This window comes from Vibrio harveyi NBRC 15634 = ATCC 14126 = KCTC 12724 (genome assembly GCF_001591145.1).
GTDB classification, from domain to species: Bacteria; Pseudomonadota; Gammaproteobacteria; order Enterobacterales; family Vibrionaceae; genus Vibrio; species Vibrio harveyi.
Genome location: NZ_BCUF01000004.1, coordinates 98,988 through 114,668, shown reverse-complemented (window position 1 = coordinate 114,668; position 15,681 = coordinate 98,988). Strand labels below are relative to the sequence as shown.

The 15,681-nt window shown below is 45.7% G+C and carries 15 protein-coding genes; 4 read left to right on the top strand and 11 right to left on the bottom strand.

The window, feature by feature from the left end; translation table 11 throughout:
* The first annotated feature begins 25 nt into the window (after window positions 1-25).
* The 3 genes from VHA02S_RS03505 to folA are packed head-to-tail and all read left to right on the top strand — an operon-like array spanning window position 26 to window position 1,788.
* Complete coding sequence (locus tag VHA02S_RS03505; protein WP_038897763.1) at window positions 26-826, top strand: threonine/serine exporter family protein; 801 nt, start codon at window positions 26-28, stop codon at window positions 824-826.
* Window positions 826-1,299 carry a threonine/serine exporter family protein gene (locus VHA02S_RS03500; RefSeq protein ID WP_009698851.1) on the top strand — a complete coding sequence of 158 codons (474 nt, stop codon included), beginning with the start codon at window positions 826-828 and terminating at the stop codon, window positions 1,297-1,299. Before VHA02S_RS03505 ends, VHA02S_RS03500 begins: the two co-directional genes overlap by 1 nt.
* Window positions 1,300-1,308: 9 nt before the next feature.
* Window positions 1,309-1,788: a type 3 dihydrofolate reductase gene (gene folA, locus VHA02S_RS03495; protein WP_029788826.1), complete on the top strand. Its 480-nt coding sequence runs from the start codon at window positions 1,309-1,311 to the stop codon at window positions 1,786-1,788.
* Between the two features lie 67 nt (window positions 1,789-1,855).
* Here the strand turns inward: folA and apaH are convergent, their stop codons facing one another.
* The 6 genes from apaH to lptD all read right to left on the bottom strand — a co-directional run bounded on the left by apaH (window position 1,856) and on the right by lptD (window position 8,615).
* Window positions 1,856-2,662, bottom strand: coding sequence for a bis(5'-nucleosyl)-tetraphosphatase (symmetrical) ApaH (gene apaH / locus VHA02S_RS03490; protein ID WP_005450472.1), 807 nt, complete (start codon window positions 2,660-2,662; stop codon window positions 1,856-1,858).
* Between the two features lie 12 nt (window positions 2,663-2,674).
* Window positions 2,675-3,055 (bottom strand): Co2+/Mg2+ efflux facilitator ApaG/CorD, encoded by a 381-nt coding sequence (gene apaG / locus VHA02S_RS03485; protein ID WP_005450471.1) that lies wholly within the window; start codon window positions 3,053-3,055, stop codon window positions 2,675-2,677.
* Between the two features lie 75 nt (window positions 3,056-3,130).
* Complete coding sequence (gene rsmA / locus VHA02S_RS03480) at window positions 3,131-3,940, bottom strand: 16S rRNA (adenine(1518)-N(6)/adenine(1519)-N(6))-dimethyltransferase RsmA (RefSeq protein WP_005450470.1); 810 nt, start codon at window positions 3,938-3,940, stop codon at window positions 3,131-3,133.
* Window positions 3,937-4,935, bottom strand: coding sequence for a 4-hydroxythreonine-4-phosphate dehydrogenase PdxA (gene pdxA / locus VHA02S_RS03475; protein ID WP_005450469.1), 999 nt, complete (start codon window positions 4,933-4,935; stop codon window positions 3,937-3,939). The genes rsmA and pdxA overlap by 4 nt, the downstream gene beginning before the upstream one ends.
* Entirely contained in the window at window positions 4,925-6,208 is a 1,284-nt protein-coding gene (surA, locus tag VHA02S_RS03470; RefSeq protein WP_005450468.1) for a peptidylprolyl isomerase SurA, read from the bottom strand. The genes pdxA and surA overlap by 11 nt, the downstream gene beginning before the upstream one ends.
* Before the next feature lie 61 nt (window positions 6,209-6,269).
* On the bottom strand, window positions 6,270-8,615 hold the full coding sequence (gene lptD, locus VHA02S_RS03465) for an LPS assembly protein LptD (protein WP_038897764.1): 2,346 nt from the start codon (window positions 8,613-8,615) through the stop codon (window positions 6,270-6,272).
* Window positions 8,616-8,884: 269 nt separating this feature from the next.
* Between lptD and djlA the strand changes: the two genes are divergently transcribed.
* A complete protein-coding gene (gene djlA / locus VHA02S_RS03460) occupies window positions 8,885-9,745 on the top strand; it encodes a co-chaperone DjlA (RefSeq protein WP_009698850.1) in 861 nt (286 codons plus the stop codon).
* Between the two features lie 136 nt (window positions 9,746-9,881).
* On the opposite strand, the gene VHA02S_RS03455 is transcribed toward djlA, so the two are convergent.
* The 5 genes from VHA02S_RS03455 to leuA form a co-directional block, all read right to left on the bottom strand.
* Complete coding sequence (locus VHA02S_RS03455) at window positions 9,882-10,664, bottom strand: DUF547 domain-containing protein (RefSeq protein WP_009698849.1); 783 nt, start codon at window positions 10,662-10,664, stop codon at window positions 9,882-9,884.
* Between the two features lie 133 nt (window positions 10,665-10,797).
* A complete protein-coding gene (gene leuD, locus VHA02S_RS03450; protein WP_005450464.1) occupies window positions 10,798-11,400 on the bottom strand; it encodes a 3-isopropylmalate dehydratase small subunit in 603 nt (200 codons plus the stop codon).
* Between the two features lie 10 nt (window positions 11,401-11,410).
* Complete coding sequence (leuC, locus tag VHA02S_RS03445) at window positions 11,411-12,829, bottom strand: 3-isopropylmalate dehydratase large subunit (RefSeq protein ID WP_005450463.1); 1,419 nt, start codon at window positions 12,827-12,829, stop codon at window positions 11,411-11,413.
* 111 nt (window positions 12,830-12,940) lie between these two features.
* The gene (gene leuB, locus VHA02S_RS03440) at window positions 12,941-14,032 is read right to left on the bottom strand and encodes a 3-isopropylmalate dehydrogenase (RefSeq protein ID WP_005450462.1); all 1,092 of its coding nucleotides are present in this window, start codon (window positions 14,030-14,032) and stop codon (window positions 12,941-12,943) included.
* Between the two features lie 89 nt (window positions 14,033-14,121).
* Complete coding sequence (gene leuA, locus VHA02S_RS03435) at window positions 14,122-15,669, bottom strand: 2-isopropylmalate synthase (RefSeq protein ID WP_005450461.1); 1,548 nt, start codon at window positions 15,667-15,669, stop codon at window positions 14,122-14,124.
* Window positions 15,670-15,681: the final 12 nt, after the last annotated feature.

Here is a 15,681-nt window from a genome sequence, read left to right as displayed (position 1 = left end):
GTATAAATGGACTTAGGAAGTATTTATGACACTGGAAGCTATACCGTCTTGTACTACGACGGCATCCAATCAAAGAGCCATCTCTCGGCTTGTTGCCCAAGCAGGGCAAATGTTATTAGCCCATGGGGCAGAAAGTACGCTGGTTAGTGACATTATGCAGCGCATTGGCATTGCATGCGGTGTGAATGACGTTGCGGTGGCATTATCAGCCAATGCTTTAGTGGTGACGACTGTAAAGGACGATCACTGCATCACCACCACAAGAAGCTGTGCGGATCGTGGCATTAATATGCGCGTGATAACTCAGATCCAACGCATTTGTATCATGATGGAGCGTGGCTTACTTGATGTGAAAATGGCGCAGAAGAAGCTCAATAGTATCAGTCCTGAGCGCTATAACCGTTGGTTAGTTGTATTTATGATAGGGCTTTCCTGTGCGGCATTCAGTCATTTGGCTGGAGGTGATTTAGGGGTGTTTGTCATGACTTTTCTTGCTTCTGCTGGCGGTATGATCGTGCGACAAGAAATTGGTCATCGACACTTTAATCCCCTTCTCAATTTTGCTGTTACGGCCTTTGTTACGACGTTGATTTCAGCTCAAGCGGTTATCTTCGAAATTGGTAACTTGCCGACTGTTGCCATGGCATCTTCCGTATTAATGTTGGTTCCAGGCTTTCCATTGATTAACTCGGTTGCCGATATGTTGAAAGGTCATATCAATATGGGCATTGCACGTTTCACTATGGCGAGTTTGCTCACTCTAGCTACTTGTCTTGGTATTGTTGCTGCAATGGAAGTAACCGGTATTTGGGGATGGATGAGCTAATGAGTGTATTTGAGCTTATTTTAGGGCTTTTAAACGACATGTTCTTTGCCGCTATTCCTGCGGTTGGTTTTGCTATGGTCTTTAACGTGCCACAAAAGGCACTTAAGTACTGTGCGGCAGGTGGTGCGATCGGTCATGGTAGCCGTTATCTAATGATGCACTTTGGCTTGCCAATTGAATGGGCGACCTTTTTCGCGGCGACTTTAGTGGGCTTGATAGGTGTTCACTGGTCCCATCGCTTTCTGGCTCATCCAAAAGTATTCACTGTGGCTGCTTTAATCCCTATGGTTCCAGGGGTATTCGCTTATAAAGCCATGATAGCCATGGTTGAGATAAACCACTTAGGTTATTCGCCTGAACTCATTGCGACGTGCATGGAAAACTTTCTTAAGGCGATGTTTATTATTGCAGGCTTAGCGGTTGGCTTGGCGGTTCCGGGGCTGTTATTCTATCGCCGCAGACCCATAGTATAAGGACCCAATATGATCATCAGCATGATTGCCGCGATGGCAGACAATCGAATCATCGGTAAAGACAACCAGATGCCTTGGCATCTTCCTGCAGATTTTGCATGGTTTAAGCGCTGCACTATGGGCAAGCCTGTTGTGATGGGACGTAAGACCTATGAATCGATCGGGCGTCCTCTACCTGGTCGTTTGAACATTGTCATCAGTCGTGATGAGTCACTTTGTATTGAAGGTGTCACAACTGTCACATCGATTGAGCAAGCGTTAGACGTTGCGGGTGAGGTGGAAGAGGTGATGATCATTGGTGGTGGTGCGATTTACGCAGCTTGTCTGCCAATGGCAACCAAGTTGTATGTGACTCATATCGAAGCTGAAATTGAGGGCGATACTCAGTTCCCACAATGGAGTAGTGAGTTTAAAGAAACGTACTCTGAGGCATACCAAGCAGATGAGAAAAACGCTTACAATATGCGCTTTACTGTCCTTGAAAAGTAATCGGATAGAATGAGAAAAGCACCGCAAACGCGGTGCTTTTTGTTTTCTAGTCCGGCAATCAGAGCCGTTAACTGAGAGCTTCTTGAATGAAGACTTGTTTGTCTTCCCAACGAATCATAGTTAGTGAGCCACCCCAAACGCAGCCCGTATCAAGTCCAATAATGCTTTCATCGATATGACCTTGCAGTGCCGCCCAATGCCCAAAAAGTACCGCTTTTTCTAGAGGGATTCTTTGCGGTAACTTAAACCACGGCACCAGTTCATCCTCTGATACTTCTTGCGGTGGCAATTTACAATCCATATCCAGTCGCCCGTCAGGAAAGCAGAAACGCATACGGGTAAAGGCATTGATGGTATAGCGATAGCGATCAAGTCCCGATAGGGATTCATCCCAAAGATCAGGTTGGTTGCTGTACATGTTTTCTAGCAGCCAAGGTAATTGTTCACTTCGAATGATCGCTTCCACTTCACGGGCACAGGCTCTGGCGGTTTCAAGATCCCATAGCGGAGAGATACCGGCATGGCACATTACAAACTCATCGTGTTCTGCAAGTAGTGGTTGTTGAGCGAGCCAAGTCAGTAATTCGTCTTTGTCTGGGGCAGAGAATATGGGTGCGGTTTTGTCTTTATCTTTGACCTTTTTGAGTCCTTGCGAGACCGCCATAAGGTGCAGGTCATGATTACCGAGCACGACTTTAGCACTGTCACCAAGAGAACGAACAAAGCGCAGTGTTTCTAATGATTTAGGACCTCGAGCGACAAGGTCGCCAGCTAACCAAAGTTGGTCATGTTCTACAGAAAAATTAACTTGCTCTAATAGCTGTTGAAGCTCGTCAAAACAGCCTTGGATGTCTCCAACAATGTAGTTAGCCACAGAGTCTCCTGATTAATTTAAGACGTTAGGAACAGCCAAGCGGAATGGATCAATCTCAGTGATGAATTCCTGTCCTTTTTCATCCAGTAACATGTAGTGTCCCTGCATGACACCAACTGGTGTTTCTAACGCAGTGCCACTGCTGTAAGTATACTCGTCATTACCTGCGATAAAGGGTTGTTGACCAACGACACCTTCTCCCTCTACCGTCATTTGCTTACCGTTGGAGTCGGTAATCAACCAGCGACGACTGACTAATTGTACCGTTTGTTGGCTGAGGTTTTTTATTGTGATGACGTAAGCGAACACATAGCGTTGTAGCTCTGGATTGGACTGTTCTTCGATGTATTTGGTATGAACTTGAATCTTAATGCAAGGTTGAATGACGTCCATGTGCACTCCTCAGAAACGTAATATCCCAATAATAATAAGCCAAACCGGCAAGGGTTTGGCTTATCGTTTGAGTTCTTAGTGCTGCGGGTTATCCGCGAGCCAGTTCGCCATGGCGACGAATTGTTGTAGCGTCAAGTTTTCTGGACGCATGCCTGGGTTGATACCAAGCTCTTCCAACACCTCTGTACTGAGCAGAGATTTATAACAGTTACGTACTGTTTTACGGCGTTGGTTAAAGCCTTCACGACATACTCGCTCCAGCAAACGTAGATCTTTAGCTGGGCATGGAAGTTCTTCGTAAGGTACTAGACGAACAACAGCTGAGTCTACTTTCGGTGGCGGAACAAAAGCGGTTGGTGGCACTTCTAGCACTGGTACTACTTTACAGTAGTACTGCGCCATGACCGTTAGACGACCATAAGCCTTGCTACCCGGACCTGCTGCCAAGCGGTTTACTACTTCTTTTTGAAGCATAAAGTGCATATCTTGAATGTCTTTATGGAATTCAAATAGGTGGAACATCAATGGTGTAGAGATGTTGTATGGCAAGTTACCAAAGATACGCAGCTTGTTGTTTGGCTTCACCAGTTGAGTGAAGTCGAAACGCATCGCGTCGCCTTCATGGATAGTAAGCTTATCTGCCAATTCAGGATGGTTGCGTAGACGTTCTGCTAGGTCACGGTCCAATTCGATCACCGTGAACTTGTCGACTTCGCGACCAACAGGTTCGGTGATTGCACCTAGACCCGGGCCGATCTCAACCAGGTTTTGACCTGGTCTTGGGTTAATTGCTGATACGATACCGTCAATAATGTACGGATCGTTCAGGAAGTTTTGACCAAAACGTTTACGCGCTTTGTGTCCTAAATGGACATCATTTCTCATTGTTTCTTCTCTACCAATTCTATCGCATGCGTGAGCGCTGTTCGGAAGCTCCCTGTATCCGCTTGACCTGTCCCTGCCAGTTCTAATGCAGTACCGTGATCCACCGAGGTTCTAATAAAAGGTAGACCAAGAGTAATGTTTACTGAACGACCAAAGCCTTTGTACTTTAATACTGGCAACACTTGGTCGTGGTACATGCCTAAAACAGCATCAGCATCGTTTAAATACTTTTCATTGAAAATGGTATCTGCCGGTAATGGACCGATCAGATTGATTCCTTTTTCTTGTCGAATCTTTTCCAATGTCGGAGTGATGGTCTCGATCTCTTCGCGACCCAAACAGCCATCTTCTCCCGCATGTGGATTTAACCCGCAAACATAGATGTTTGGCTGCGAGATGGCAAATTTTTCTACAAGATCTTTATGAAGAATATCGATGATTTTTTCTAATCGCTCTTCCGTGACGGCTTTTGATACGTAAGCCAAAGGAATGTGCGTAGTGACAAGTGCTACTCTCAGTCCTTCAGTTGCCAGCATCATCACGACCAACGGTGTGTTGGACTTCTCGGCGAAGAATTCAGTATGACCACTGAAAGCAACGCCTGAGCGATTGATCACCCCCTTATGTACAGGGCCGGTGACAATAGCATCAAATTCATCATTCATACAGCCCAAAGCGGCTCTTTCTAGTGTTTTTAATACGTAGTGACCGTTAGCTTCATTGAGTTGACCAGCGATGACATTCTCTGCCATTTCGATATGGTCAACGATCAAGGTACCCGCTTTTTGGGCTTTGGGTGCTTCTTCTGGATTGTAATCAGTCAGTTGAACATCAATGCCGAGTAGTGCGGCACGTTCCAACAGCATGTTTTTGTCTGCGCAGACGACGATTTGGTGTGCCCAGTCTTCCTTAGACAAGGCGAGCACCAAATCGGGACCGATACCCGCAGGTTCCCCTGCGGTTACGACGATTCTGCGAATCGAATTAGTTGCCATCATTATCATCCACGATTTCAACGAATGCGCTTGCGCGTAGCTCTTGCATCCATGCGCCAGCTTCTTCATTAAACTTACGGTTAAATAGAATTCGGTATGCTTTGTTCTTCATCGCTGAATCCGTGCGGTCTACCTGGCGACGGTCTAGAACTTCAACAATGTGCCAACCGTGTACCGTTTTAAATGGTTCACTGATTGAGCCGATTGGCAGTGTTTCTACTTGGTGTTTAAATTCTGGCACGTATAGGTCAGGAGTTTGGTAACCTAGCTCACCATTTTGCGCTGCTGAACCAGGGTCTTGGCTGTATTGTGTCGCTAACTGAGCAAAGGTCGCTTCACCTGCCTTGATACGACGAATAAAGTCATTTAGCTCTTTCTTCGCACCATCATCACTTAGGATTACAGTCGGTTTGATTAGGATATGGCGAGCATTTACTTCTGTTACTGCCACGGTTTCAAGACCTTTTACATCTTCAATTTTTAGGATGTGGAAGCCTACGCCGCTGCGGAATGGACCAATGATGCTACCTTTGTTTTGCATTTTGATCTGGTCTGCAAAGATGGTCGGCATTTCTTCTTTACGCATCCAACCCCAATCACCACCCTGTAGGGCTTTTGGACCTTTTGAATAGGTGTATGCCATTTCCGAGAAGTCAGCACCGTCTTTTAGTTTCTTAACCAAGGCTTTTGCTTCGGCTTCTACTTCTGACTTGTCTTTATCATCAGAAAAGCGAAGTTGAATATGACCAATTTTGTACTGAACGGTTGCATTGGTTTCTTTTGCCAGTTGGTCGGCAAGGCTATCTACTTCAGCAGGAAGAATATTGATACGACGACGCACTAGCGCATTGCGAGCTTCAGAAGCCGCAATTTCTTTACGGATCTGTTCACGAAACTCTGGGTAGCTTAGACCTTCAGCTTGAACAGATGCTGCAAGTTGCTCTACGGTCTGCTTGTTATTACGAGCAATTTCCGCAATTGCTTGGTTTAGACGGTTGTCATCGATACGGACGCCAATACGATCAGCTTCCTGTCCTTGTAGTGTGTCGATGATCAGTTTTTCTACCACTTGGTCTTTCAGCACACTTGCTGAAGGTAGGCTCTTGCCATTTTGACGAGCATTTGCCTGAAGCGTCTTCATCGCAGTATCGATGTCACTTTGAAGAATTACGCCGTCGTTAACGATAACCGCAACCTTATCAAGCTCTACTGGCGCAGCGGTTACACCACAAGAAAGTAGCGCGGTGAATAAGAGTGATTTCCAAATTTTCATTAAAAATTCCGTCAGTAATATAGATTAAGCGTCTTGCTATTGTTTAAGACGCCTAATTTGATTAATTGTTCAAATAGAATGGACGACCGTATTTGATTGCGTTGTCTGAGCCATCAAGCTCTTTCGCCGCAGTATCAGCTCGTTGGTTGGTTGCAAAACCTTGAATACCAAAGTTCACGCTGATGTTGTTTTCGTATTTTGGTGATGCGCCAGCACTGCCGATGGCTTTTTCATCCCAGCCAAGCAGTTGGTTGGAATATGTCAAACCAAAGTACCAACAGTCAGATTGGTAGCGCACGCTCGCCAACCATTCCATATCAATGTTTTCATTCAGGTCGTAGTAGTACTGACCACTTGCAGACCAGCTTGGGTTGAACTCGTAAGCCGCTACAAGGCCAGCTTGTGAAATACCCTTACGAGTGATCGTATCTAGGTTTTTGAGAATGATCGTATCTTCGATGTATTCTCGAGTGACGTAACGGTAGTTACCTTGAACAAAACCGCCATCGAATTGGTATTCCAGCGTGCTGTTAGCAAGCTGCATTGCGCTCAAATCAATGTCGTATTGAATACCGCCGTGGTAGAACAGGTAATCGTTGTAGTTGAAGTCTGTTTCAATAGCCCAAGATGAGTAGTTTGAGGTCTCATCTGGCACGCCAGAACTGTTACTGATCTTGGTTTTCTTATCGAAGTAGTAGATCTGACCAAACGAGATATTGAGGCGTTCTTTATAGTCATCATCAAAGAATCGAGTACTTGCACCGTAACTCAACTGGTTTGCTGATGCGATCTTATCAATGCCACTGTATTTACGGCTGCGGAATAGACCATAGTAGTCAGTTTGCAGCAAGGTGGTATCGTAGTTGTAGATGTTCGTCTGATCTTCTTCAGGGACATACAAGTACTGCAACTGAGGCTCTAGCGTTTGTGTGTAGCCTTCAATCCAGCTAGTGTCACGCTCTAGATACATACGTGCATGCGTACGGAACTCTGGAATGACGCGTGATACGTTTTCATCAAGCTGGTTGCGTAAATTAGTATCTGTTAGCCCTGTTAAGTCTTGAGAGTAGTATGTCGATAGGACACGAGCTTCTGTAGTCCATGTCGCCCATGAGTTCGAAAGCGGGATAGTAAGACCTGGCTCTACGTGAACACGAGTTGCATCGGGCTTAGCTGTATCATCAGTATCAAAGCGGCTGATTTGGCTCTTCACGTCAAAGTTAACGTAATTGCCCATGAGTGGTGTGTAGTAGTTCAAATCCAACTGAGGCAGCAGACGGTATGGTTGGTTCTCGTCTTGAAGTAGGATTTGGAAATCACGAACTCGCAGTGATGCATCCCAGAAATTCGAACGGTATTGTACTTCACCTTCTTGAAGCAACTGACCATCTTCTCGGTTACCAATATCAGAGCTGAGATCTCGGAAGTAATCAATATCGCTGACTTTGGAGTAGTCTAAGTTGACTAACCATTGCTTGTTGATGATGCCTTCATGTTTGAACTGGTAACCCCAACGCGACTCGTCGTTGTACTTCTTGTCGCTGTTCATGTACTCGCCTTTGATTTCACCTTGTCCCCAACCATCGGTTAGGTAACGAAAATCAGCGTCGAGCTTGTTACCACGCTTCTGCATGTATAACGGGGTAATCGTCATGTCGTACTCAGGCGCGATGTTCCAATAGAATGGAATCTCAACTTCCATACCATCGTTGGAGCCATACGACAGAGAAGGGAATAGGAAACCTGTCTTACGCGTATCACCAATTGGCATTGTTAAGTACGGTACGTAAAAAACGGGAACGTCCAATACTTCAAAACGAGGGTGGTGCAGTGTAGCGGTTTCTTCATCTTGGTCGACATCAATACCTGATGCGACTAATCGCCAAGAGTTATCGCCTTGAGGGCATGATGTGATAGAGCCGTCTTCCAGCTCATAAACGGATTGACCCGTACGTGCGATATACGCTGCGGTACCTCGACCTTGCTGGCAAAGGAATTGGTAGTCGGTATTTTCTAGCGAGAAGGTATCTCGGTTGATGTCGTTGGTGACACGATCAGAGCGCGCCTTCACCTTACCGTCATTGAAGGTTACGTTACCTTCCGCTACCACTACATTGTCTTGCTGATGAAGTGTCACGCTATCCGCAGTAATCTTCTTTGGTCCTTGCGTCACTTCTACGTTGCCGGAGTATTGGGCTTTGTCGCCATTGATCGCCTGAAGACTATCAGCTTGTACTACGACTGGGGAATTTAGCGCGTCCTCCTCACCACTTGTCTCGACCAAACATTGATCTGTGATGGGCATTTCCTGCACACTATCATTGATATTCGCTTCAGCTTGAGTGGTGGGTACAAACAAGGCGGTGCTGATAGAGGCCGCTAAAAATGTGCGGGAGAAATGTTGCATTGAATTGAACTTTCCTGTGTCACTACTACTCGATGGCTATAGGGCTTGTTGTACCCTAGCTTTATAGCCAAATGAATCAACTATAGTTTGCAATTATCCCAGAGCATGGACTCGCTGTGGCATAATGCCGATATAAAATAGCTGCAAAGATAAGCAGGCGAAATAGCCTGACCGTAAAAAAACTAATTCCATTATCATAAAGGAAATCGTTGCGTCCGGCACTATAAGACCGCCGTCGTCGATAAAAATTCATTGATAGAGAACACATAATGCATATTTTTGGCAAAATATTGGGTGCCTTTTTTGGCTTGTTACTCGGAGGTCCATTCGGTTTATTGTTTGGTCTATTTATCGGTCACCAATTCGATAAAGCACGTCGTTTGAGTCAAGCGGGGTTTTCTACTGGCGGTTTTGGTAAAGGTCCAAGCCAAGCTCAACGTCAGGAAGAATTTTTTAAAGCAGCATTCGCAGTAATGGGACATGTGGCTAAAGCCAAAGGGCAGGTAACGAAAGAAGAGATTCAACTTGCTTCAACGATGATGGACCGCATGAGCCTTCATGGTGAGCAACGCCGTGCTGCCCAAGATGCATTCAGAGAAGGTAAAGAGAGCGACTTTCCGCTGGAAGAAGTATTGGTCCGAGTGAAGATCTCTTCAGCCGGTCGCTTTGATTTGCTGCAATTCTTTTTAGAGTTACAAATTTCTGCCGCATTTGCCGATGGTTCTATTCACCCGAGTGAGCGCAGTGTTCTACATAAAATTGCTCGTGGTCTTGGTTTCTCTTCCGAACAGCTAGAGCGACGTCTCAATATGCAAGAAGCGGCTTTCCGTTTCCAAAGCCAAGGTGGCTTCCATGGTCAGCAGCAAGGTCAGTATCAATCTTCAGGTGCAGGGTGGCAGCAAGCGTCACAAGCAGACCAGTTGGCCGATGCCTATAAAATTCTGGATGTGTCTTCAGATGCAGACGGTAAAACCGTTAAGCGCGCTTACCGTAAATTGATGAACGAGCATCACCCAGATAAATTGATGGCAAAAGGTCTACCACCAGAGATGATGAACGTTGCGAAAGAAAAGTCGCAGGAAATTCAAAACGCGTACGATCTGATCAAAAAGGTGAAGGGCTTTAAATAAGCGCGTATTCTTATCAAATCTCAATAAAAAGGGCACCTAGTGCCCTTTTTTAGTTTCTGTCTGGTCTTTGGTTTGGTGATGGTTTCGAGCTTTCGGGTTAGCATGATCCAAAAGCGCATAGACCTACCAGTCCCCATCAATTGGCTTGATTTAGATTCCAATCGTATTCGTATTTTACTTTTCCAGAAAAGCCTTGGTATTGCGGAGCATATTGAGCAATGTGATTAAATACTTGTTCCTCACCACCAAAATCTTCAGCAAACCAGTCATAAATGGAAGAAAGCTGCGCTGAATTACCTTTAATTGATACACCTTTACTACTGTTAATAAATGTTTTGGCTGCAGAGTCGAGTAGCGCTTGCGTGTTTTCAGCGGTGAATGCTTGAGTTTGTAAATTTGGACATCCCAAGCTTGCACAATTCACTGCATAGTGTGTTCTCGGATCTTGCCAAATTGGACGCAAAATACGATGTTCAATATCGTTTAAAGTCAAATCTTTACCATTCACCACCACAACTTCGTCTCCCCAAGGTCCAAAGCTAAATAGCCCGCCTAGTTTCGTAATGGATTTAACAGGGTAGTTATCCAAAATTAGGTCAACGGTGATGGCGTTATAAAGGTTAACCCAATACGCGTATTGCTCTGCTTGATTGTATTGTAGGGGATCGAGTTTGGCTAAGCGTTGGATGTACTGTTTTAACTTCGCTTTATCCGTTGCTGAAACTTGGTTATAGCGAAATAACGTGTTTTCATCCTGCTCAACCAAATAGCGGTCTAATAGTTGTTGCCATTCTTGATGAGAAATTTGTGTTTTGCTGGCTTGATTCGATTGCTTCCAATACGGCCACAAATCGGATTTCGGCGCAGAAAAAGCGGAGAAAGAGACGAGGGCACACAATATCAATAATAGACGCTTCATAATTGAACCTTTGGGTTAAACCTTGTTGATAGTGTAGACCTGTAGAAGAAGTAGTTTCTTTCTGAGGTAATGAAAATAAAAGAAAAAAGGCTGGCATAAGCCAACCTTGTATTTGTTTCAATCTCGATTTGAATTAGCTTAAGAAGCTTGGAATTTTCGCTTCGTATTCAGCAATCTTATCTTCGTGTTGAAGGGTCAGACCGATATTGTCTAAACCGTTCAGTAAGCAATGACGACGGAAGGTGTCGATTTCAAAACCATATTCTTTGCCGTTAGCACGAACGACATTAGCTTCTAAGTCCACTTCCACTTCAGCGCCTTCGTTAGCCTCAACAAATTGGAATATTTCATCCACTTCTTGTTCTGTAAGGCGAACAGGTACCATCTGGTTGTTGATGGAGTTGCCGTAAAAAATATCGGCAAAGCTAGGTGCAATCATCGCTTTGATGCCGTAATCGGCTAATGCCCAAGGGGCGTGCTCACGAGAAGATCCACAACCGAAGTTTTCTCGTGCTAGCAAGATAGAAGCGCCTTGGTAGCGCGGAGCGTTCATCACGAACTCTGGATTTGGCTGTTCGCCAGCATCATCTAAGAAACGCCAGTCATGGAACAAGTGTTTACCAAAACCTAGACGAGATACCTTTTGTAGGAACTGCTTAGGAATAATGGCATCGGTATCTACGTTCGCTGCATCTAGAGGAACAACTAAGCCTGTGTGTTGTTTAAAACCTGACATCTGTTCTCTCCTAGTCCTGGTTCTCAAAAGAAGTCAATTCGCGAATATCAACAAAGTGACCAGCGATTGCCGCTGCCGCTGCCATAGCAGGGCTAACTAAGTGGGTGCGACCATCACGACCTTGGCGACCTTCAAAGTTACGGTTTGATGTTGACGCACAACGCTCATGGGGACCCAAGCGGTCGTTGTTCATGGCCAGACACATTGAGCAACCCGGTAGACGCCATTCAAATCCTGCCTCTTTAAAGATAACGTCCAAGCCTTCCGCTTCAGCTTGGGCTTTTACTTGTTCTGAGCCCGGAACGATAAGAGCTTGAACATGCTCTGCGACTTTACGACCTTTCGCTACTTCTGCTGCTGCACGCATGTCTTCGATTCGTGAGTTAGTACAAGAACCAACAAAGACTTTATCGACGTTGTAATCTGATAACGACTTACCAGCTTCAAGTCCCATGTAAGCCAACGCTTTTTCAGCAGAGGCTTTTTCTACTGGATCTGCAAAGCTCTCTGGTGTTGGGATTGGCTGGTCTACAGCGATTACTTGACCTGGGTTTGTGCCCCAGGTGACTTGTGGCTTGATGTCTGCACCGTTCAGCGTTACTACGGCATCAAACTGAGCATCATCATCCGTTTTTAAGGTTTTCCAGTATTCCACTGCCGCATCAAATTCAGCACCCTGTGGCGAGAACTTACGACCTTTAATGTAATCGAATGTGGTTTCATCTGGTGCAATCAAGCCTGCTTTTGCGCCTAGCTCAATCGCCATGTTACATACCGTCATACGACCTTCCATGGAAAGATCAGTGATGGCTTCTCCACAGAACTCGACGACATAACCTGTACCGCCAGCAGCTGTGGTCTCACCAATAATGGCAAGTACGATGTCTTTAGCAGTGATGCCCGGAGCTACTTTGCCTTTCACTTCGATTTTCATCGTTTTTGCACGTGCTTGTTTTAGCGTTTGAGTTGCTAGCACGTGCTCCACTTCTGAAGTACCGATACCAAATGCAAGTGAACCAAATGCACCGTGAGTTGCGGTATGTGAGTCACCACAAACAATGGTCATACCCGGTAACGTAATGCCAAGTTCTGGTCCCATTACATGCACAATGCCTTGGTATTTGTGGTTAATGTCGTAAAGCGTAACGCCAAATTCTTCACAGTTTTTCGATAGCGTTTCCATCTGGATACGGGCCATCTCGCCGGAAGCATTGATGTCTTTTGTCGTCGTGGAAACGTTGTGGTCCATAGTCGCAAAAGTTTTGCTGACCTGACGCACTTTACGACCTTTTTCACGCAAGCCGTCAAATGCCTGCGGAGACGTCACTTCGTGTACCAAATGACGGTCGATGTACAAGATTGGGTTTTCCCCTTCTGCTGCGACGGCAACGTGTGCGTCGTAGACTTTTTCGTATAGTGTTTTGCCCATTGGTTTGCTTCCTTTCCTCGTTATCCTTGTCGCTTTGTTTTAGCACCAATGACTGAGAGGTAAGCCATTGGTGGATAGAGGATTTAGTATTTATTATGAATCTGTTCTGTATTATGAGTTTAAGATGTACTCAGCGATCTTATCGCCCATCTCAGATGTTGTAAGTGCAGGGTTGTCACCAGCAAGATCGCCCGTTAGCTCCCCAGCTGAAAGTGCTTTTGATACTGCGGCTTCAATGTCTTGCGCCGCAGTTTCTTCACCTAGGCTGTAACGCAGCATCAGTGCTGCTGATAGGATTTGCGCCACAGGGTTAGCAATATTCTTACCTGCGATATCGGGTGCACTGCCACCTGCTGGCTCGTACAGACCAAATTTACTTTCGTTTAGGCTTGCTGAAGGCAGCATACCCATTGAGCCAGTGATCATTGCGCACTCATCAGAAATGATGTCGCCGAAGATGTTTGAACAAAGCATTACGTCAAACTGAGCTGGGTCTTTAATCAACTGCATTGTTGCGTTATCAATGTACATGTGTGACAGCTCGACATCTGGGTAATCTTTTGCGATTTCTTCTACCACTTCACGCCATAGGATTGAGCTTTGCAGAACGTTCGCTTTATCGATTGAACACACCTTCTTACGGCGTAGACGTGCAGATTCAAACGCAATTTTTGCGATACGTTCGATCTCAAAGCGGTGGTAAACCTCGGTATCAAATGCTTTTTCTGTTGCGCCTTCACCTTCACGACCTTTCGGTTGACCGAAGTAGATACCACCAGTTAATTCACGTACTACCACGATGTCAAAACCACGACCTGAGATGTCTGCACGAAGTGGTGAGAAGGCTTCTAGACCAGAATGGATCTGTGCTGGACGAAGATTACAGAATAATTGGAAGTGTTTACGTAGCGGAAGTAGGGCACCACGTTCAGGTTGGTCATTTGGTGGTAAGTGCTCCCACTTTGGTCCGCCTACTGAACCGAATAGGACTGCATCAGACTCTTCACACGCTTTGACTGTACTTTCTGGAAGTGGGCAGCCGTGATTGTCGATCGCAATACCACCAACATCATGCTCGTCACGCTCAAATGCAATACCGTGTTTCTTTTCGATTGCATCCAATACTTTATGCGCTTGCGCCATCACTTCTGGGCCGATACCGTCGCCAGGTAAAACGGCAATTTTGTATGATTTGTCTGTCATGTTAATCCTTTAATATTTCTAAATTTTTGAGCTTATCTAAACGAATTTGGTTGGAGTCTGAGATGTGAATCAGACCCCAATGAATCACATTAAACTGTCGCGATCTTCTTTTGCTTCATCTCTTCAATCTTATCGGCACGATGAATGCTATTGATGACGTGTAATAGCGCTTGACCAGATGCTTCTACGATATCGGTAGAAACGCCGGTACCGTGGTACTTACGACCTTTGTAGTTGGCGATAATGTCTGCTTGACCAAGACCATCTTCACCTTCACCTTTTGCCGTGAGGTCGAACTTGTCTAGAACGATGTCGTAACCTGTCACGCGGTAGATACATTGGTATAGCGCATCAACCGGACCATTGCCGACTGCAGCCTCACACGTTTCCTCATCACCACATTGCATCTTGATGCTGGTGGTCGCCATTACGCTGCCTGATTGCACACTTAGGTAGTTCAACTTGTAGAAATCATCTTCTTCACGCAAGTTTGAGAAGTGCATTAGGGCTTCTAGATCGTAATCAAATACTTGACCCTTACGGTCGGCAAGCTTCAAGAAGTCCTCGTACAACGCATCTAAGTTGTATTCTTCTTCTTTGTAGCCCATTGAATCCATGTGGCTTTTCACGGCTGCACGACCACTGCGGCTGGTTAGGTTCAGAGCTTGGTTTTTAAGACCGATCGATTCAGGCGTCATGATCTCGTAAGTGTTTTTGTTCTTTAGCATCCCATCTTGGTGAATGCCTGAAGAGTGGCTGAATGCGTTGGCACCAACGATCGCTTTATTGCTCTGAATTGGCATGTTACATAGCTGACTAACCAACTTGCTGGTGCGGTGGATTTCGTCGTGTTTTAGACCGGTATGCACACCCATGAATTCTTGGCGTGTTTTTAGGATCATCGCGATTTCTTCTAAAGAACAGTTACCTGCACGCTCACCGATACCGTTAATGGTGCCTTCTACTTGTCGCGCCCCTGCTTGGACGGCTGCGATAGAGTTTGCTACTGACATACCTAAGTCATCGTGGCAGTGCACAGAGATGATGGCTTTGTCGATGTTGGGTACGCGGTTGAATAGGGTTTCAATGATGCCGCCAAACTCACTTGGTACTGTGTAGCCAACGGTGTCTGGAATGTTGATGGTGCTTGCGCCCGCATCGATAGCGGCTTCAACCATGCGGCATAGGTTGTCGATTGGAGTGCGTCCTGCGTCTTCACAAGAAAACTCGACGTCATCGGTGTAATTGCGTGCGTGTTTTACTGCTTTAACACCCATTTCAACCACATCGTCGTAGCTGCGGCGAAGTTTGTCCTGAACGTGAACAGTCGAAGTGGAGATGAAGGTGTGAATTCGGAAAGCATCAGCGACTTTTAGTGCTTCAGCGGCGGCATCGATGTCTTTCGCAACGGCACGCGAAAGGGCACAAACTCGGCTATTTTTTATGTGTTTTGCGATGGTTTGTACGGACTCGAAATCACCTGGTGAAGAGACAGGAAAACCCGCTTCGATAACATCAACGCCCAGCCTTTCAAGCGCATAGGCAATCTGCAGTTTTTCTTTAACCGTCAAGCTTGCTGACAACGCTTGTTCGCCATCACGCAATGTGGTGTCGAATATAATGACCTGATCGTTCATGTTTGCTTCCTT

Bases quoted from the DNA above. Each gene is read 5' to 3' on its own strand.
- VHA02S_RS03505 (WP_038897763.1), top strand. From the start codon at position 26: ATGACACTGGAAGCTATACCGTCTTGTACTACGACGGCATCCAATCAA.
- VHA02S_RS03500 (WP_009698851.1), top strand. From the start codon at position 826: ATGAGTGTATTTGAGCTTATTTTAGGGCTTTTAAACGACATGTTCTTT.
- folA (WP_029788826.1), top strand. From the start codon at position 1,309: ATGATCATCAGCATGATTGCCGCGATGGCAGACAATCGAATCATCGGT.
- apaG (WP_005450471.1), bottom strand. From the start codon at position 3,055: ATGGACGTCATTCAACCTTGCATTAAGATTCAAGTTCATACCAAATAC.
- rsmA (WP_005450470.1), bottom strand. From the start codon at position 3,940: ATGAGAAATGATGTCCATTTAGGACACAAAGCGCGTAAACGTTTTGGT.
- pdxA (WP_005450469.1), bottom strand. From the start codon at position 4,935: ATGGCAACTAATTCGATTCGCAGAATCGTCGTAACCGCAGGGGAACCT.
- surA (WP_005450468.1), bottom strand. From the start codon at position 6,208: ATGAAAATTTGGAAATCACTCTTATTCACCGCGCTACTTTCTTGTGGT.
- lptD (WP_038897764.1), bottom strand. From the start codon at position 8,615: ATGCAACATTTCTCCCGCACATTTTTAGCGGCCTCTATCAGCACCGCC.
- djlA (WP_009698850.1), top strand. From the start codon at position 8,885: ATGCATATTTTTGGCAAAATATTGGGTGCCTTTTTTGGCTTGTTACTC.
- VHA02S_RS03455 (WP_009698849.1), bottom strand. From the start codon at position 10,664: ATGAAGCGTCTATTATTGATATTGTGTGCCCTCGTCTCTTTCTCCGCT.
- leuD (WP_005450464.1), bottom strand. From the start codon at position 11,400: ATGTCAGGTTTTAAACAACACACAGGCTTAGTTGTTCCTCTAGATGCA.
- leuC (WP_005450463.1), bottom strand. From the start codon at position 12,829: ATGGGCAAAACACTATACGAAAAAGTCTACGACGCACACGTTGCCGTC.
- leuB (WP_005450462.1), bottom strand. From the start codon at position 14,032: ATGACAGACAAATCATACAAAATTGCCGTTTTACCTGGCGACGGTATC.
- leuA (WP_005450461.1), bottom strand. From the start codon at position 15,669: ATGAACGATCAGGTCATTATATTCGACACCACATTGCGTGATGGCGAA.